Consider the following 18,745-nt stretch of genomic DNA (forward strand, 5'->3'; position numbering starts at 1 on the left):
TTAAATATTTGATTGGTGCCTTTTTTGCTCTTAAAAGAGTCGATTTTCACTGAAATCAAGCTTTAAACACAGTGTTATATATATTAATTCTAAATAAAGGGTTTGTTTTTCCAAGATTTGCGATTGTAAAAAATATCGCTAAGGGTTCAAAACATCGAGTAGTATTTGTAAAAATTATTTAATTTAAAATACGTTACTCTACATTATTACTTTAACAAAAAAGAAATAAAAACGCTACCCAAAAAAGGTAGCGTTTTTAACCTTTTCATACTATTCTTGTACGATTGGAGCTCTTAAAGACTCTAATACTGCAACAATATCAGTATATAATTTTGTGTTAGCTGCAACACCATTAGCATTTGCAGCTGCACCTACGTACCCAACAAATTTAGTGTACTCAGCTGCATTAGATTTTTTACCCATACGTGGGTTTGTAGCTGGATTGTGTGCTGCTACCATGTTAAGACCAGAATAAGTGTTTACTGCATTTGTTCCTCCTGTATTGAAAGAGAAAAAGTCAGTAAGATTATCAACTAAAACAGCTAGTTTAGTTGTATTTCCTGCTCCAACTTCAGTCAATACTGGTGCAAAATGTGCTCCTAAGTTACCTGAAGCATTATTTTGAACATCAGCTACGATAAGCCCTACAGTAGAGTTTACTACTTTGCGGAAATTTAGACGTCCTTGCTCAATCATTTGACCAGAATTATCTGGATCAGCAACCATTGCACTTCCGCCTAAACGAGCGTAGATTGAAGCCTCTGCTGCTGGTGCAGCATCATCATCATTGTTACAAGAAACCAAAGTTGCTGATGCAACTAATAACACACCAAGTGTTAATTTTGAAAAATGTTTCATAATAAAAGTATTTAAGAATTAATTAAAAAATTGATTTACTTTTTGAAAAAATTTATAGCTCGCGCTGTTTTGATCTACAGGGCAAACTTCTTTATTAGCTAAAGCTTCTGGTAAAATGTAACGCTGTGCGTCATATGCTCCTTTAGCCATCAACTCATTGTATACTTTCTCAGAGTTGGTTACTTTGTTATTGTGGAAGTACACCACCACATTGCGTTTTACAATAATAGAGTCAGAAGTCAATCCATCTATTGTTCTCAAATCAGCACAAATTTTCTTTGCTTGCACAGAGTCAATGTTTGATTTAAAATCGATTCGGCTCACTTGTAAGTTGGGAGTATCATATACAGCGGGCTTAGCCGTTATAATATGAAAGATAAAAATGGCAATAAACAACACAACTATAGTTAGTCCTGCCCAAAGTACCTTTTTAAAAATTTTGTTTGTTTTCATAGGTTTGTTGTTTTTTATTTGTTGTATTTGTGTTGATATACGTGCACTATTTTAACTTGGTTTTTTCAAAATGTGTTAAAAAAGCTATTTAAATTCATTTTAAATAAAAAAAATAGTACAAACTTCTCGTTTTTAACTTCTTAAAAAACTCTGGCCAAATTAAATCCAAAGAAAACATCTCCTTTGTTCCAATCTCCAGTTGTTCTTCCTAAGAAACCTGCTTCGTCAATTCCTTGTGAATTAGTAAAGTGCATTTGAAAAACGTGTCCACCCGTTTCCAAATCAAAACCAATAGAAAGTGGATTATTAAATACTGAATTTCCTGCACGGTTTAAATGAGCCGCATAATCAATATTTAACGACCATCTTTTAGAAAACTTATATCTACCACCCATACCTATTGCGTATTGTGTATTGTCTTGCAAAGGATTGTCTACAAAATTTTCATGAAATATAGATGGAGCAAGTTCAAGAGATAATTTTTCTGAAAACTTACGAGAAATCAGTAATTGACCAACGTAGGTTAAACGATCACTGAATTCTAGATTTGGATACAAACTTTCTTTTAAAGTATTGTTGATAGACATACTATTGAAGCCAGCAATAGTAACCGGAAAACCATCTTTAACTTGTGAAAACAAAGCGTATTTTGCAGCAAAATCATACGCCAACTGATTACGCGCAGCACTTACATGTAAACCTTCGGTTAAACCATAAATGAATTTTATTTGTGTATTGGCATTATCTAGACCATAAAATCCTTCAAAGCCATCTTTAACAGACCCAAAACGGTGCGCTACTACAAAATATAGATCGCCTTTTGCAGCAAGTTTAGTAGATTCTAAGTTTACAATTTTAAGCGCCTTGAATGCAGAGGTAACTTTCTCTTTGCCAGCAGCGGGTTCAACACCATCTAACAAATCATCTTGTGCAAAAGTCAATAAGGGTAATAGAAATAATAATAAGGTTAATTTTTTCATGTGTTTGGGTTTTTAAAATTGTTGTTTATTTAACTATCGAAATTTGATCTAGCTTGTACTCTTCTAATAATTCATCATAACCTAAAAATCTACCTTTAATCGTTATCGTTTTTCCGGTTAAAGCCTTAAGAGGCGTTTTTTCAATGAAAGTTCCAAAAACTTTTTCACCTAATACAATTGAGTTATTTGCCTCATCTACACTAGTAACCACATCAACCAACTCAATAGTTTTGTCTGAATATTTGGCATTAGCAACGCTATCATTGGTTTGAAATTCAACATCCATATTAGGAATAGAAACCACATAATCAGCTGTTTCAGTTTTAATATCACGATGCTCTTTGTATAAAAACAGATAAGAGCAAGTAGCAACTACTCCTACAAGTGCAATTCCTACAAGTATTTTTTTGTTCATGGTGGGCAATTTTTTAGGTTTAAGGGATATACGATAAAAAGATTCTTATGGTTTCTTCATTATTTTTTAATATTGTTTAAAACTAAAGCTTCGTTTTTATCGTAAATAAAATTATAATTCACTACTATTGGTAATTATTTAAAAGTTAACAACTTACGATAAATTTAAAACAAAAAACATGAAATCACAATTAGTATTCACAGCTTTAACGTTTGTTGCACTTTTGACAAGCTGCAGCAATGAGGATTCAGAAACACTTACATCAACGCCACCTCCTAACTCTACGGCCAAAGTGACCTATAATCAAAACATTAAAACAATTATTGACAACAATTGCGTGGTTTGCCATGCGGCAGTACCACGAAATGGCGCTCCAAATTCATTAGTAACTTACGCACAGGTAAAAGAATCGATTACCAATCGTGGTTTATTAAACCGCATCTCTCTTCCTAACGGGAATGGTTTACTAATGCCACAAGGCGGGCCAAGGATGCCACAAGGTACGATAGATTTAGTTGCGAAATGGCAACAAGACGGATTATTAGAACAATAAATAATTGAAAATGAAGAAATTAATAACTGTAGCGTTATTATGCCTAACTCTAACAGGCTTTGCGCAAGAAAAAATGATCACTAAAACAGGTAAAATTAACTTTGAAGGATCGGTTTCATCTTTTGAAGAAGTTAAAGCCTCGAACAACAATGTCACATTTGTATTAAATCCTAACACAGGAGAAATTGCAAGTTTAGCATTAGTAAAAGGTTTTCGATTTAAAGTGGCACTTATGGAGGAACATTTTAACGAAAACTACGTAGAAAGCGATAAATACCCAAAAGCTACTTTTAAAGGTAAACTTTCTAGCTTTGACGTAAAAAATCTAAGTGAAACACCAAAAGAGTTCCCGTTAACCGGTAAATTAGAGTTGCATGGCAAAACGAATGATATTAAAACCACTGCAAAAATAAGTAAAACTGCTGCGGGCATTAAGATTGTCTCAAACTTTGCAGTAAATGCTAGTGATTACAATATTGCTATTCCTGCTGTTGTAAAACGAAAAGTATCAAACAAGATTAACATCGAAATTGATGCTACCGTAAAATAGAGTACAAAGAATAAAATTTGTATAAAATTATGGCGTACGCTCTGTAAAACCGTGAAAAAGATTTAATTTTGAAAGACAAAAACAATCTGACGCCTAGCTGTGGATTGAAAATTTTAAAAAAGAAATCAAAACATGGAAGAAGAAATTAACATTGAAAACGATTTTACCTTAATTCGATTTCAAAACGACAGTTCGGCCCCATTGTTTGCGCAGCGTGAAACTACAAGTGGTTTAATTCAATTTCATTTTGGTCTAAAAGGAAATGCCAAGTTTTTGTTTAATCAGGGTAACTATGCTTTAGAACTAAAAGAAGAAAAGTCGCTACTTTTATACAATCCACAAAAAGAACTGCCCTTGAACTTGGAATTAGCTCCAAATTCTTGGGTTATTTCTGTAATAATTTCTATTAAAAAATTTCACGCTCTTTTCTCTACCGAAGCTGATTATATCACATTTTTAAGTGCTGATAATAGAGACAAAAAATACTATAACGAAGGAAATATAAGTCCATCAATGGCTATTGTGCTGTCACAATTGTTTCATTACAATTTGCATCCTTCTATTAAAAACTTGTATTACAAAGGCAAAGGCTACGAGTTGTTGAGCCTGTATTTTAACCGTACCGAAGATCCAAATGCAGAGCAATGTCCGTTCTTGATTGATGAAGACAATGTAATTAAGATAAAAAAAGCCAAAGAAATCATCATTTCAAACATGGCAGAACCACCGGGATTGCAAGAATTAGCAGACGAGGTGGGGCTGAATATCAAAAAACTGAAAATGGGATTCAAACAAATTTATGGCGACACCGTTTACGGATTTTTATTTGATTACAAAATGGATTTTGCACGCAAACTACTTGATAGCGGTTCATACAACGTGAACGAAGTGGGATTAAAAATCGGCTATAGTACCGGCAGTCATTTTATTGCAGCATTCAAAAAGAAATTTGCCACCACGCCAAAAAAATACTTAATGTCCATCAACCCAAACATGAATTAGGGTATTGATTTTAGATATTAAACGATAAATAAAAAATAGTTAATCTCCGGATATAAAAAGTAAGTTTAATTACTTTTGTTCTAACAAAAAACAACAACATGAAAGGTGTATTATTAGTAAACTTAGGCTCTCCAGAAAGTCCAACTCCAAAAGATGTAAAGCCGTATTTAGATGAGTTCTTGATGGATAAATACGTGATAGACGTTCCATTTTTATTGCGTGCATTATTGGTACGTGGAATCATTTTACAAACGAGACCTAAAAAATCAGCTGCAGCTTACTCAAGGATTTGGTGGGACGAAGGATCTCCGCTTGTTGTTATTTCGCGTCGTATGCACGAAAAAGTGCAAGCGCAAGTTGATGTGCCAGTTGCTTTAGCAATGCGCTACGGAAATCCATCCTTATTGTCTGGTTTACAAGAACTACATGATAAAGGAGTGACCGAAGTAATGTTGTTTCCGTTGTACCCACAACACGCGATGGCCTCTACTACAACCATTTTAGAATTAGCCGAAGAGCACCGCAAAAAATATTTCCCTGAAATGAAATTCACGATAGTACCTGCGTTTTACAACAAACCTGACTATCTACAAAACTTAGCCGACTCGATCAAAGGCCATTTAGAAGGTTTTGATTACGATCATTTGTTGTTTTCATACCACGGAATTCCAGAACGTCACATTCGTAAAACAGATGTAACCAAATCACACTGCAAAATTGATGGATCTTGTTGTAACACACCATCACCAGCGCATGAGTTTTGCTACCGCCATCAATGTTACGAAACTACCAAACAAGTAGTTAAACTTTTGGGAATTCCAGAAGGAAAATACAGCCAAACCTTTCAGTCACGTTTAGCAGGTGACAAATGGTTGCGTCCATACACTGACGTGGAAGTAAACAAAATGCCTGAAAAAGGAATTAAAAATCTAGCTGTAGTTACTCCTGCATTTGTCTCTGACTGTTTAGAAACACTAGAAGAAATTGCAATGGAAGCCAACGAAGAATTCTTGCACCACGGTGGCGAAAAATTTATGGCGATTCCTTGTTTAAATGATAGTGACGATTGGTGTAAAACTGTGAGCAATTGGATTACTAATTGGACAAAAGTAACAACAACAAGTACTGCAACAGCAGAATCTGTTGCAGTGTAAAGTTATCAAAGCTCCCTGTTATTTATAACAAGTGAAAAATGATTTAAACAGCCTTTGCGATAAAGTAAATGCTCTACAAATCCATAATTTTTATAGATAATTCCCCAACTGTTGGGCAATAAATCGGTTTGCATTACATTATTGTCGTGTCCGTTTTATTGCCCATCAATTTTTAATAACATCAACAAAAGAGCTTATAAAATTGATAACAGCAATATTTTGCCTAATATTTCAATAAAAATCAACAGCTTTAGGCTGGAGTAAACTCAGATTTTTCTTTTTTCTGCAAGTAGTCAATCTACCTTTTTTTAGGTATTTTTGGACTGCGAATTGAACTTCTGATTTTTGATGCACTTACTCACTAACGGTTTTCAATTTGAACCAAAAAATCTACACGCAACTAAAAAACAAATAAATGGAATTCTACAATTACATTAAATCTCTTCACCTCATCTTCGTAATCACTTGGTTTGCAGGTTTATTTTATATCGTACGATTGTTTGTATACCAAATTGAAGCTGCTGCAAAACCTTCACCAGAAAAAGAAATCTTACAAAACCAATACAAAATAATGACCTACCGCTTATGGTATATCATCACTTGGCCATCAGCGGTTCTAGCAAGTATTTTTGCTTTTTGGATGTTGTTTTTTACGGAACTAGGGCAAGCTTGGTTACAAATGCCATGGATGCACGTAAAGCTTGGCTTTGTTTTTGCGCTGTATTTGTACCATGCCAAGTGCCAGCAAATTTTCAATCAATTGCAACGAAATGAAGTAAAATATTCTACTAATTTCATGCGATTATGGAATGAAGGAGCTACCATTATTTTGTTTGCCGTAGTGTTTTTAGTAATTTTAAAAAACGCTGTCAATTGGATTTATGGCGTAGTTGGGATTTTCCTTTTCTCCATTATTATCATGCTTGGTTTTAAATTTTATAAAAAAATAAGAGAACGCAACAATTCTTAATTCAAAACCAGATAGCGAACAGCTATTGTAAATTACTCAACATGTTCAAAGGCTTCAAAATAGCAATGCTTTCACTGCGGATTAGGATTTTCCTATCTATGATTGTATTGATATTAATGGCTTCGGTAATTTTGGCATCTATCTCAATTATTCAGTTTAAAAATGAGGCTAAAGAATACCATCAAGAACGCCTCGAGCGCAATGAAAATGCAGTAAAACAGCACATTAATTTTATTCTTTCTACGACTACTTATCCTTTGAATGCCGCGAATTTAGATCTGATTTTTAAAGATAAAATTCACGAATTGGCGCACATCCACAACATTGAAATCAATATTTACAGTTTGGATGGAAAGTTACTAAAATCATCAAAAGAGTCCTTTTCAGTTGATAAAGTAGCACCGCCGATACCGAAATACATTTTAAAACTCGTACGCTCTTCTATTGAAAAAAGGTATGTTGACATCAAAACGATTGAAGGTAAAAAAAACCGTTCGGCATTTAGCCAAATCAAAGACGACAAATTCAAACCTCTTGGTATTTTAAATTTACCTTACGTAGAGGACGATGGCTATTATGAAAATGAGCTCAAAAACTTCCTCATTCGCTTGGGACAAGTCTACACTTTTATGTTGGTAATGGCCTTTGCGCTAGCCTATTTTTTATCATCGTATATTACAAAATCACTCAAAACTATTTCTGACAAGTTGAGTGAAACTAGCTTGAACCAAAAAAACGAAAAAATTGTTTTGGAGGCCAATAGTAAAGAGATCAATTTGCTTATCAAAGCCTACAACGCCATGGTGGATGAATTAGAAAAAAGTGCTATTAAACTGGCTCAAAGCGAACGCGAAGGCGCTTGGCGCGAAATGGCCAAACAAGTGGCGCACGAAATCAAAAATCCGTTGACTCCAATGCGCTTAACTGTGCAGAGTTTTCAGCGTAAATTTGACCCCACTGATGCCAATGTAAAACAAAAAATGAATGATTACTCCGAAACACTCATTCAACAAATTGATACCATGAGCGCTGTGGCTTCGGCATTTTCAAACTTTGCCTCGATGCCAGCACAACAAAACGAAACCCTAAATGTGGTTGAAGTAGTTGAGCTTGCGATGGATATTTTTAACGAAGAATATATTGAGTTCAAAAGCGAATCACCCGAAATTATTTCTAAAATTGACCGTACGCAACTCATTCGGATTATTACCAACTTGGCAAAAAACGCCATTCAGTCTATACCCGAGCAGCAAGAGGAAAAGAAAGTTACCGTTACCATTCGTAAAGAAATGAACACCGTTTTAATCACCGTTTCAGATAATGGAGTTGGTATTCAGGCAGGTGATGTACATCGTATTTTTGAACCTAAATTCACCACTAAAAGCAGTGGAATGGGACTTGGTCTTGGAATCATAAAAAACATTATTGAAAATTATAAAGGAACAATTACCTTTGAGAGCGAATACGGAAAAGGAACCACTTTTACGGTATCGCTACCGATTTTGCACACATAAAAAACAAAATATATGAACTACGAAAACATTTTAATTACAACTGAAAATAACATTGCCACGGTTACCATTAATCGTCCTACAAAACTCAATGCGCTAAATGTTGCAACGATTTCTGACTTGCACAAAGCGTTTAAAATATTAGCCAAAAATGACGAAGTAAGAGCTATTGTATTAACTGGTAGCGGTGAGAAGGCTTTTGTTGCTGGTGCTGATATTTCAGAATTTGCTCATTTCTCTATTGAAGAAGGAACGCAATTGGCTGCTGAAGGACAAGAAAAATTATTCGATTTCATAGAAAATTTAAAAACTCCTGTAATTGCAGCGGTTAACGGCTTTGCATTGGGTGGTGGTTTAGAATTGGCGATGGCATGTCATTTTAGAGTAGCTTCAGACAATGCCAAAATGGGTTTACCTGAAGTTTCATTAGGTGTAATTCCAGGTTACGGAGGAACGCAACGTTTGCCACAGCTAGTTGGAAAAGGTCGAGCTATGGAACTTATTATGACTGCTGGAATGCTTACTGCTACCGAAGCGCACGGAATGGGATTAGTTAATCACGTGGTACCGCAAGAGGAATTAGTAGCGTTTTGTATGACTATTGCCAACAAAATAATTAAAAACTCTCCTTATGCCATTGGCAAAGCTATCAAGGCTGTAAATGCTAACTTTAAAGAAGGAAAAAACGGCTACGAAGCCGAGATTAAAGCCTTTGGTAAATGTTTTGGAACACAAGATTTTAAAGAAGGAACAACGGCTTTCTTAGAAAAAAGAAAAGCAGTTTTTACTGGGAAATAAAAAACAAAAAAAGAGAGCCATTTGAGCTCTCTTTTTTGTTACTACTTCTCTCCTTCCCATTCGGCATAAAATTGAGAAAGGAAACCTTCCATGTATTTATGACGCTGTTGTGCTATTTGTTTACCAGTATCCGTGTTCATTTTATCTTTTAAAAGCAATAGCTTTTCGTAAAAATGATTGATCGTCGGCGAATCGTTCTTTTTGTACTCCTCCTTACCCATGCCTGTTTTTGGGGCAATTTCAGGATCATAGAGCGTTCTATTCTTAAAACCGCCATAATTGAACGTTCTAGCAATTCCGATAGCTCCAATCGCATCTAATCGATCAGCATCTTGAACAATATCCAATTCTTTTGAACTGAATTTCTTTTCAAAATTACCCCCCTTGTACGAGATATTTTCAATAATGAGCACCACATGATCAATAACATCTTGCGCCACTGTTTTCGATTCTAAATATTCTCGGGCTACTCTAGGGCCTACGGTTTCGTCTCCGTTGTGAAACTTACTATCTGCAATGTCGTGTAGCAAAGCACCGAGTTGTACTACCAAAGCATCACAATCTTCTGTCTTAGCAATAAGCAAACTATTTTTGTACACGCGCTCGATATGAAACCAATCGTGGCCGCCCTCTGCATTTTGCAATTCTTGTTTTACGAAAGCAATTGTATCTGTAATTAATTGTTCTGAGTTCATTAAAACTTGGTTTAAAAAAAATGCTGAACACTATCGTTTATACAATAGCATTCAACATTTCATAATTTTGTTTGACTTGATTAACGCACCAAAGCAGGCTCAACCCACTTAAAGATGTGCGATTCTTGGGGAATCACCAATCGTTCTGAAATTTTAGCCATTCTAGCTGGTAATTTCATCAAGTAATCACGCGCTTTTTCAGCCTCATCAGTTAAATTTCCTATTTTATCAATTTCCCACTTATCAATTAATTTTTGCATGATATCTACATAATCAGCAGCGGTATATACGCCAATACGTTGTGCAGAATCAGAAAATTGTTCAAAAGCAGTACTTATTTTTTCACCAGACTCTCTTAAAAAATGCGCAGGCATTACAATTTTAGCTTTCATCATGTATTGAAAAGCCAACATCATTTCACTTGGATCAATTTGAAAAATACGGTTCACAAACTCGCTATATGCATGGTGGTGACGCATTTCATCGCCAGCAATCATTTTACACATTTTAGATAATTTGTTATCGCCATATTTCTTAGCCATTTGCGCCACACGGTTGTGCGATACATAGGTAGCTAACTCTTGAAAACTAGTGTAAATAAAGTTCTTGTAAGGATCTGTACCCGTACCAATATCAAAACCGTCGTTGATCAAATGTTGCGTAGTCATTTCAACTTCGCGCATATTTACACGACCCGATAAGTACAAATATTTGTTTAGTAAATCACCGTGACGATTTTCTTCACCTGTCCATTGTCTAATCCATTTAGCCCAACCATTACGCTCTACGTTATCAACACCTTCTACATCCATCAACCATGATTCGTAGGTTGGCAAAGCTTCTTCAGTGATGGTATCACCTACAAGCGTAACCCAAAAATCGTATGGTAAGTCTTTAGCTATTTCGCGTAATTCTTTAACCTCATCAAAGAAATTTTCACTTTGAGAATTGGGTAAAAAATCAGTTGGTTGCCATATTTTTTCAACAGGAATCAAGTACTGATCGACAAAGCTATCTACGTTTTTTTCCAAAAACTGCATTACTTCTAATCGAATGTTTTTTATTGACATTATATATAAATTAAATTTTTATTCCTTGAACAACTGCTGCTTCGGTTTGTTCCATTAAATCAGCAAAGTTGTATTCGCTCACTGCTAGCGGTTTATGTATTACAAAGGTAAGGCGATTTCCTAAACCTACGGGGAAAAACCCATATTTAACTATTTTCCAAGAATTGTTTATGCTTACAGGAACTACGTAGGCTGAAGGTGCGTTTTTGCACAAAATTTTCAAGCCTGTTTGAGAAAAAGCTTTGGGAACACCAGTTTTACTGCGGGTTCCTTCAGGAAAAATAACTGCTGATCGTTTGTGTTTTTCAATATAATCAGACAATCCTTTGATAACAGGAATGGCTTGCTTAGGGTCTTTCCTATCAATTAAAACTGATCCGCCGTGACGTAAATTATAAGAAACACTAGGAATACCGCTGCCTAGTTCCTTCTTGCTTACAAATTTACAATGAAAACGGCGTAAATACCAAATCATTGCAATAATATCATACATACTTTGATGGTTGCACACAAAAATCAAGGGTACATTTTTGGGAATGCTCTCTACGTTTTTAAAAGTATAGCGCGTTCCTAGTAAGTTCGTACACTTAACTAGAAAAAAGTTCAAATAATCAACACTTTTTTTGTGGGCTTGGTAGCCAAAAACATTGAAACAAACCCATTGAATAGGGTGAAAAATAACCAAGGTAAGACCGAAACACAGATAATAAATTACGGAAATAGGATAGGAAATTAGTTTTTGCATGCTGTTACAATTTTGCGACAAAAGTAATAAATATATTTTTAGCACTATTTAAACGCAAAATAATATACTTGCTATTGCTTAAATCGTAAATTTGCGGGTTATACTACCAATTTTTTAGTCAGCAAAAATGAATTTCACCTACCCAAAATCAGAAAAATTAAAGAGCAAAATCACCATTGGATTGTTGTTTACTGAGGGCAAATCAGTCTCAAAATACCCTTTGCGATTGGTTTATAAAGCAGGTTCATTTGGCCCAAACGACACATCGGACGGGAAAATAAAAATGGGAGTTTCCGTCTCGAAAAAGAATTTTAAAAAAGCAGTAGATCGCAATTACTTCAAGCGCGTTTTGCGTGAAACGTATCGGTTAAACAAACACCTTTTGATAGATAATCTGGACCAACCGTATTCGTTTATGTTTTTTTACCAAACCAAAGAACGCTTGACTTATCAAGAAATCAACACAAAAACCAAACAACTGTTTGAAAAGTTTGTGGCTCAAAACAGTCCGAAACCAACAACCGAAAACCAAGACAGTACTAAATCGTAAAAGGTTAACGACATTTGAAAATTCTATCGAATGTTTCAGCTGTCAATAGCCAACTATTAAACGATTTATTGTTATTTTAGTAACTTCTAATTTACTTACACCAACCTATGAACTTTCTTCAAAAAAAATTTATAATTCCAGTTGTTGCTTCCTCTTTTCTGTTTATTGGAAGTAGTTTTAAAGACGACTTTTTTGAAATAGCGAAGCAAATTGAAATTTTCACCACTCTTTTCAAAGAATTGAACAGGAATTATGTTGACGAAACCAATCCGGGTGACTTAATGGACAAAGCCATCAAAGGGATGCTTGCCAACTTAGACCCGTACACGGTTTATTTTAATGAGCAAGATGTTGTTCGATTTAAGATCAACAATACTGGCGAGTACACCGGTATTGGTGCCATGTTGACTCGAAAAGAAGATCAGTTGATTATCAAAGAATCGTACAAAGATTTTCCGGCGGACAAAGCAGGTTTGCGTCCTGGCGATGCTATTATTCAAATTGGGGATGTGCTTTTAGCTGATTTTAAAGATGATGCTTCGCAACTTTTAAAAGGTGCCAAAAATACCAAAATTGCTATCAAGTATATCCGTCAAGGAAAAACAAATACCACCGAAATTGTTCTAGACGAAGTCGCTATTAAATCAGTACCGTTTTTTGCGAAAATTGACGACAAAACCGGCTATATCGTTCTGGCACATTTCAACAAAAAAGCTTCGAATGAAACCAAAGAAGCTTTGGAGCAACTTAAAAAAGAAGGCGCTGAACGCATTATTTTGGATGTTCGTGATAATCCGGGAGGTTTATTGAACGAAGCAGTAAACATCTGTAATCTTTTTGTAGAAAAAAATGAAGTTATTGTAACTACAAAATCGAAAATAGAAAAACACAACACCACTTACAAAACCACTCAAAGCCCGGTAGACACTGCAATTCCTTTGGTAATTTTAGTTAACGGCCGCAGTGCCTCAGCCTCTGAAATTGTTGCGGGAGCCTTGCAGGATTTAGATCGCGCCGTTGTAGTTGGCAGTCGCAGTTTTGGAAAAGGATTGGTTCAAAGACCCGTTGACTTAACCTTCGGCACACAACTAAAAGTGACTATTTCTCGCTACTACACGCCTTCTGGCAGATGTATTCAAGCTTTGGATTATTCTAAAAAAGACAAAAACGGCATGGCTATTAAAACCGAAGCCAAGAATTTTACCGCTTTTAAAACCCGAAAAGGGCGCACTGTATATGATGGCGGTGGTATTCAACCCGACGTAGAATTAGACGAAGCCAAATCAAGCCCGATTACCAATGCCTTACTCAGAAATGATGGAATTTTTAATTATGCTACTGTGTATTATTATAAAAATCCGAACTTGGGAAAACAAATTCCAGTGATTACTGATGCGGATTATGCTGACTTTAAACAGTTTTTAAAAGCCCAAAAATTTAGTTTTGACACCGAGACCGAAGTGGCACTGAAGAAAACTTTGGCCGCAGCCAAAAAAGAAAATCTAGACGAATCGATTCAGGCCGAATACCAACAATTATTGACCGCTTTGCAAAAATCAGAAAGTGCTTTGCTAGACAAACACCAAAAAGAAATTAAGAATTTATTGCTTGACGAAATCATTAAAAGGTATCAGTATCAAGAAGGTTTATATCAATATTACACCAAAAACAACACTGAAATTAAAAGAGGAGTAGCTATATTCAACTCGGCTACCGAATATAAAGCCATTTTAAAAATGTAATGAAACAATTGCTATACTTGCTTATTGTTTTGATTTTTAGTTCCTGCTACTCTCAAAACAGAGCAGTGACTACGGTATATTTTGAATTTGACAAACACAAATTACCACAAGATCAAATACAAGTGATTGTTGATTTTATGAAAACCGTCGATACTACCAAAATCGAATCCATACAAATATTTGGATATTGCGATGACCGCGGCGCTAAAGATTACAACTACGACTTATCTAAAAAAAGGGTGATGACAGTCCAAGATATCTTGACTGCCAACGGATTCAATCAAAATAAAATTGTCATTATTGAAGGTAAAGGTCGTGTCATCATTCAAAAAGATGATATTGAAAACTTATCCGAAATACGATCTAAAAACCGTAGAGTGGACTTGTTCTTGGTCAAAAAGAACAGCTATGGCAAAGGAATTTACAATTCGTTTAGAGACAATCAAAAAGTTGGTGACCGCATTTACTTAGAAACTATTTTGTTTCCGCTAGGAAGCAGCAAATTAACATCTTCCACCAAACAAGAATTGGATAAAATTGTGGCTATTTTACAGAAGAAAAAAACATTAGAATTTGAAATACGAGGCCATGTATGCTGCACACCAAGTTATTACGAAGATGCTATTGACAAAGACACAAAAGAAAGAAAATTGTCTTTGAACCGTGCCAAAAGCGTTTACCGCTACTTGCTTTCAAAAGGAGTTAATAGTTTACGTATGCACTATGTAGGTTGTGGAAACAAATATCCTTTAGGACAAGGAGATGCTTTAGACCGACGAGTTGAATTTTTAATCTTAAAAATTTAGTTACTCGCGCACCATTTCTATATGCGGAATATCATCTTCCAAATACATATCGCTAGTTTGAATAAATCCGTGACTTTCGTAAAATTTCTTCAAGTACAACTGCGCTCCAATTGTGATTTTGGTTTCGTTAAAATGAGTAGCAATGCCAGCAATAGAGTGTTGCATTAATTCATGACCCCATTTTCTGTCGCGGTACTTTGCAGATATAGTAACACGACCAATTGATGCATTATCAAAACTTACACCAGCAGGAAACAATCTAGAATGTGCTACAATTGTACCATCATAAACCCCTAAAAGATGCAGGGCTACTTTATCTTTCCCGTCAAGGTCTAAATAAACACAATTTTGCTCTACAACAAATATCTCACTACGCAGTTGCAATAAATCGTATAGTTCATGTACTGTAAGCGCATCAAACGCCTTGATTTCCCATTGAATTGTCATTGTGTTCTATTTATTTTGAAATGCAAATTAAAGCATTTTAACGCTTTCTTTTTACAACCGTGACTGATTTTATAATGGATTCTAATTCGTGCATTAAATCGCGTTTATCTTTGGATGGCGCGTAACTAAAACCTTCTAATACTAAAATTCTGTTGTAGGCACGATCAACAATCGCGTAATTGATGAATGGTCCTGACATGAAATCATTATTCAATTGCCAAGTTCCTTTAGTCTCGTAGGTCATTTTACCATCTAACTCTATTTTTGCAAAATACGGAGCATATGCCTCTTCAGTAATCATATTGGTATTGGCTTCCTTGCCACTAATGTATAATTTACCAATAGAATCACGCATTTTGATAATGCTACTACTAGCTTCGGAATTTTTTTTAATACTTCCCAACGGAATTTGGTACACCAAAATACTCGTATTACCTCCAATATTTTCCTTTTTTAGCCACATGAAGTTACGTTTTTGCAAAACATAAACATAGCCTGTAGGAATAGCAATGCCAATATGAAATTTATTTTTAATAATTGCTGGATCAATAAGCGCTGATTGATGCTGTTTTTGGGTTTCAGCCAATTCTCCATTTTTAATAATTTGCAACATTTGAGGAGCGTTACTTTCAAGAGAAGTAATAATATCGGCTGCGGTTTTACCAGTTATGTGGAAAACATTTTGAGGTGAGGCGTATTGATTTTTTTTGATTTCGAAAATATTCTTGTCTGCTTTTTTAACAACAATAATAGCTCGAGTTGCGGTCATAAAACCTTCAAGTAACTTAACAGGGTATTGATTGATGTTAAACAAGGGTTCCTCTTGTGGAAGCCCAATTACTGGCGAGGCAAACTTGTTTCTAATACTATCTCCAATTTCACCATTCCACAGTTGATCATCAATAATTACAGAAATCGTATTTATTTTTCCTGAAGATTGACGGTTGCGTTCGCTGCTTTCTTTTTTACAAGAAAACAAAAACAAAGACACAAACAACATTAGAAAATAGGTTTTACGCATCACGATTTGATTATAAAATAAAACCCAAATTTATTGAAGTTAATCGGTTTATCCGTTAATTTTTAGCTTCATTCCAGGTTTGAGTTGTTCACCACTAATACCGTTCCATTTTTTCAAATCGGAGGTAGTAACTCCCGGATATTTTTTTGCAATACTGAATAAAGAATCCCCTTTTTTCACGTAATAATCAGAGCTTGAAGCTTTGCTCTTCATCGCTGAAGCTTTAGTTTTAAAAGAATTTACTGAGGCCTTATCGGTTACAATTGCAATTTCATCTTTGGCAACAATTAAGCTTTTACCAATTGTTATGGTGTTATCATTTAACTTATTCCATTGTTTGATATCACTTAAAGAAGTTCCAAATTTAGAAGCAATTGCGCTTAAGTTATCGCCTTTTTGCACTACATATTCGACATCTCTGCGCTCCTGAGCATTTGCTAGATCTTGTTTTGTATCTACTTCTAATTTAGCAATTTGTATAGTAGCTCCTATTTGAACAGCATCAGTAGTAAGTCCATTCCAACTTTGAATATCAGCTACAGAAACATTGTATTTTTTGGCAATATTACCCAAGTTATCGCCTTTTTGTACTACATAAATTGCTTCTGATGATGTGGTAGCTTCTTTATCATCCTTGACGTTTTTTGAACTAGCACTAGCTGCAACCACATGATTTGTTTCTCGAATTGGCTTTGTTATAATCTTATCTTGTTTACCTGTAGGAGGTTCAATTCTCAAGCTTTTTCCGTAAGCAAGTGAATTGCTCCTTAAATTATTCCATTGTTTAATCTCGGCTACAGTAACATCGTATTTAGCCGCAACATTTGACAAATTATCACCGCGTTGCACTCTATAAAAAGATGATTTAGGACCAGAATCATTTGCTTTAGTACCGATGCTATCTTTTACTACAACAGCTCTAGACATTTGAAATGGTTTTTCACGCTGATCCATTTCGTGTTGGGCATAAGCGTACATTTTGTCCTCGTTAGAAGCAAAAACAGCAATTTTGTCTTGTGGCAAACGCAAAAAATGTTCTTGATCGTGGTAATACGGAACTACATTTAATTTATACGAAGGATTTAAAAGTTGTAATTGTGCTACGGGAACATCTAATAAATCAGAAATTTGTTTGAATGTGAGCTGTTGCTTGATGCGGATGGTATCAGTAGCAAAGTGTTTGATAAAAGCTTTTTCAGGAACAATTCCATGCTCTTTATGGTATTCGTAGATGTACATTGTGGCTAAAAATGCAGGGACATACCCTTGAGTTTCTTTGGGTAAATTTTTACGAATGTTCCAATAATTTTGTTGCCCTCCAGAACGACGAATGGCTTTAGAAACATTGCCTGGCCCTGAATTGTACGAAGCAAGAACCAAATCCCAATCGCCAAAAATCTTAAACATATTGGTCATATAATTCGCGGCAGCTTCGCTTGCTTTTAGCGGATCACTGCGCTCATCAACATACGAGTCAATTTTTAATCCGTATTGTTTTCCAGTTTGATACATAAATTGCCACAAACCAGTAGCACCCATTCTAGAGACCGCTTTAGGGTTTAGTGCCGACTCTACCACGGCTAAATACTTGATTTCTAATGGGACATTTTTACGTGCCAATGCTTCTTCGAAAAGCGGAAAATAATATTCCGATACGGCCATCAAACGCTCAAAAGATCTTTTTCTATTTTTTAAAAAGGATTTAATGATATTTTCTAAACCTATGTTGTACTCAATATTAAACGGAGACTTGGCATCCATTGCGGCCAAACGTTTTTTAAGCAAATCGGTTGGAAGTTCAAAATCAATTTTTTGATCAAAATTCCCATTCTGAATATCTTCAGAAATTGTATTGTACAAATCTAAACTAGTTAACTCTCTAATCCACAAACTGTCTACACTTGCTGCCAATCGATGTTTGACAAATGTTTTTTTAATAGAATCCAGGTATGAAATCTTCGGTTCTAGTTTTATATTAGCTTGTAATTCCTGACTGTTTTGTGCAAACATTTGCGCTGAAATAAACAGTACAATTGCGGCAATGGTATTTTTTACATTCATATTTTTACGATCAAAGACCTATATTTCAAATGATTATAAATTTGCTTTTCACAAACTTAAGTGGTTTAAACTAAAAAATTCACTAAATATTGTTAAAAATGCAATCTTTGCTCCTTTTAGAAAGAATTTTAGTCACTTTAAGAACTGTTTTCAGGTTAAAAAAATGAAATTACTAAGAATATCTCTTCAAAAAGTAAGTAAATAACTAAGTACGATAGTGCAATTTGCAATACAAATTCCGTTTTTCTTCTATTTTTCATCTGATAAATAACCTCTTAACGTGCAAAAACCTTAGATACAGTAAAGTACTAAGGTTTTTACAGGACTAGTATATTTATAAAAAAAGCAACAAAGCTTGATTATT

Annotated in this window: 20 protein-coding genes; 10 read left to right on the forward strand and 10 right to left on the reverse strand. The window is 35.0% G+C overall.

Annotated elements, in window-relative coordinates; all coding sequences use genetic code 11:
- Positions 1-270: 270 nt before the first annotated feature.
- The 4 genes from KBJ98_RS13890 to KBJ98_RS13905 form a co-directional block, all read right to left on the reverse strand.
- The gene (locus tag KBJ98_RS13890) at positions 271-858 is read right to left on the reverse strand and encodes a hypothetical protein (protein WP_210791524.1); all 588 of its coding nucleotides are present in this window, start codon (positions 856-858) and stop codon (positions 271-273) included.
- Positions 859-876: 18 nt separating this feature from the next.
- Positions 877-1,311 carry a hypothetical protein gene (locus tag KBJ98_RS13895; RefSeq protein WP_210791526.1) on the reverse strand — a complete coding sequence of 145 codons (435 nt, stop codon included), beginning with the start codon at positions 1,309-1,311 and terminating at the stop codon, positions 877-879.
- Between the two features lie 140 nt (positions 1,312-1,451).
- Entirely contained in the window at positions 1,452-2,291 is an 840-nt protein-coding gene (locus KBJ98_RS13900; RefSeq protein WP_210791528.1) for a DUF5777 family beta-barrel protein, read from the reverse strand.
- Positions 2,292-2,316: 25 nt separating this feature from the next.
- Positions 2,317-2,706, reverse strand: coding sequence for a hypothetical protein (locus tag KBJ98_RS13905; RefSeq protein ID WP_210791530.1), 390 nt, complete (start codon positions 2,704-2,706; stop codon positions 2,317-2,319).
- A 178-nt stretch (positions 2,707-2,884) separates the two neighbouring features.
- Between KBJ98_RS13905 and KBJ98_RS13910 the strand changes: the two genes are divergently transcribed.
- The 7 genes from KBJ98_RS13910 (at position 2,885) to KBJ98_RS13940 (ending at position 9,244) form a co-directional block, all read left to right on the forward strand.
- Entirely contained in the window at positions 2,885-3,259 is a 375-nt protein-coding gene (locus KBJ98_RS13910) for a hypothetical protein (RefSeq protein WP_210791532.1), read from the forward strand.
- Positions 3,260-3,269: 10 nt separating this feature from the next.
- Positions 3,270-3,809 carry a YceI family protein gene (locus KBJ98_RS13915; RefSeq protein WP_210791534.1) on the forward strand — a complete coding sequence of 180 codons (540 nt, stop codon included), beginning with the start codon at positions 3,270-3,272 and terminating at the stop codon, positions 3,807-3,809.
- 132 nt (positions 3,810-3,941) lie between these two features.
- Entirely contained in the window at positions 3,942-4,811 is an 870-nt protein-coding gene (locus KBJ98_RS13920) for a helix-turn-helix domain-containing protein (RefSeq protein WP_166132583.1), read from the forward strand.
- A gap of 98 nt (positions 4,812-4,909) precedes the next feature.
- Positions 4,910-5,965: a ferrochelatase gene (hemH, locus tag KBJ98_RS13925; RefSeq protein ID WP_210791536.1), complete on the forward strand. Its 1,056-nt coding sequence runs from the start codon at positions 4,910-4,912 to the stop codon at positions 5,963-5,965.
- Between the two features lie 415 nt (positions 5,966-6,380).
- Entirely contained in the window at positions 6,381-6,935 is a 555-nt protein-coding gene (locus tag KBJ98_RS13930; protein ID WP_210791538.1) for a CopD family protein, read from the forward strand.
- A 98-nt stretch (positions 6,936-7,033) separates the two neighbouring features.
- Positions 7,034-8,449 carry an ATP-binding protein gene (locus KBJ98_RS13935; RefSeq protein WP_210791540.1) on the forward strand — a complete coding sequence of 472 codons (1,416 nt, stop codon included), beginning with the start codon at positions 7,034-7,036 and terminating at the stop codon, positions 8,447-8,449.
- A gap of 12 nt (positions 8,450-8,461) precedes the next feature.
- A complete protein-coding gene (locus KBJ98_RS13940) occupies positions 8,462-9,244 on the forward strand; it encodes an enoyl-CoA hydratase/isomerase family protein (RefSeq protein ID WP_210791542.1) in 783 nt (260 codons plus the stop codon).
- Between the two features lie 41 nt (positions 9,245-9,285).
- Here KBJ98_RS13940 and KBJ98_RS13945 read toward each other — a convergent pair whose 3' ends face one another.
- From KBJ98_RS13945 to KBJ98_RS13955, 3 genes are all read right to left on the reverse strand, one after another.
- A complete protein-coding gene (locus tag KBJ98_RS13945; RefSeq protein ID WP_210791544.1) occupies positions 9,286-9,939 on the reverse strand; it encodes an HD domain-containing protein in 654 nt (217 codons plus the stop codon).
- Positions 9,940-10,019: 80 nt separating this feature from the next.
- Positions 10,020-11,009, reverse strand: a complete 990-nt coding sequence (locus tag KBJ98_RS13950; protein ID WP_210791546.1) for an acyl-ACP desaturase — start codon at positions 11,007-11,009, stop codon at positions 10,020-10,022.
- 10 nt (positions 11,010-11,019) lie between these two features.
- On the reverse strand, positions 11,020-11,754 hold the full coding sequence (locus KBJ98_RS13955; RefSeq protein WP_210791548.1) for a lysophospholipid acyltransferase family protein: 735 nt from the start codon (positions 11,752-11,754) through the stop codon (positions 11,020-11,022).
- A gap of 127 nt (positions 11,755-11,881) precedes the next feature.
- Between KBJ98_RS13955 and rnpA the strand changes: the two genes are divergently transcribed.
- From rnpA to KBJ98_RS13970, 3 genes are all read left to right on the forward strand, one after another.
- The gene (rnpA, locus tag KBJ98_RS13960) at positions 11,882-12,304 is read left to right on the forward strand and encodes a ribonuclease P protein component (protein ID WP_210791550.1); all 423 of its coding nucleotides are present in this window, start codon (positions 11,882-11,884) and stop codon (positions 12,302-12,304) included.
- Positions 12,305-12,411: 107 nt separating this feature from the next.
- On the forward strand, positions 12,412-14,046 hold the full coding sequence (locus tag KBJ98_RS13965; RefSeq protein WP_210791552.1) for a S41 family peptidase: 1,635 nt from the start codon (positions 12,412-12,414) through the stop codon (positions 14,044-14,046).
- Positions 14,046-14,852: an OmpA family protein gene (locus KBJ98_RS13970; RefSeq protein WP_210791554.1), complete on the forward strand. Its 807-nt coding sequence runs from the start codon at positions 14,046-14,048 to the stop codon at positions 14,850-14,852. The genes KBJ98_RS13965 and KBJ98_RS13970 overlap by 1 nt, the downstream gene beginning before the upstream one ends.
- Here KBJ98_RS13970 and KBJ98_RS13975 read toward each other — a convergent pair whose 3' ends face one another.
- From KBJ98_RS13975 to KBJ98_RS13985, 3 genes are read right to left on the reverse strand one after another with little or no spacing between them, the layout of a single operon-like run.
- Positions 14,853-15,299, reverse strand: a complete 447-nt coding sequence (locus KBJ98_RS13975; RefSeq protein ID WP_210791556.1) for a GNAT family N-acetyltransferase — start codon at positions 15,297-15,299, stop codon at positions 14,853-14,855.
- A 37-nt stretch (positions 15,300-15,336) separates the two neighbouring features.
- Positions 15,337-16,320, reverse strand: a complete 984-nt coding sequence (locus tag KBJ98_RS13980; RefSeq protein WP_210791558.1) for a DUF4837 family protein — start codon at positions 16,318-16,320, stop codon at positions 15,337-15,339.
- 48 nt (positions 16,321-16,368) lie between these two features.
- Complete coding sequence (locus tag KBJ98_RS13985) at positions 16,369-18,381, reverse strand: LysM peptidoglycan-binding domain-containing protein (RefSeq protein ID WP_210791560.1); 2,013 nt, start codon at positions 18,379-18,381, stop codon at positions 16,369-16,371.
- Between the last annotated feature and the right edge of the window lie 364 nt (positions 18,382-18,745).

It is taken from the genome of Flavobacterium erciyesense (genome assembly GCF_018069925.1).
Classification (GTDB): domain Bacteria; phylum Bacteroidota; class Bacteroidia; order Flavobacteriales; family Flavobacteriaceae; genus Flavobacterium; species Flavobacterium erciyesense.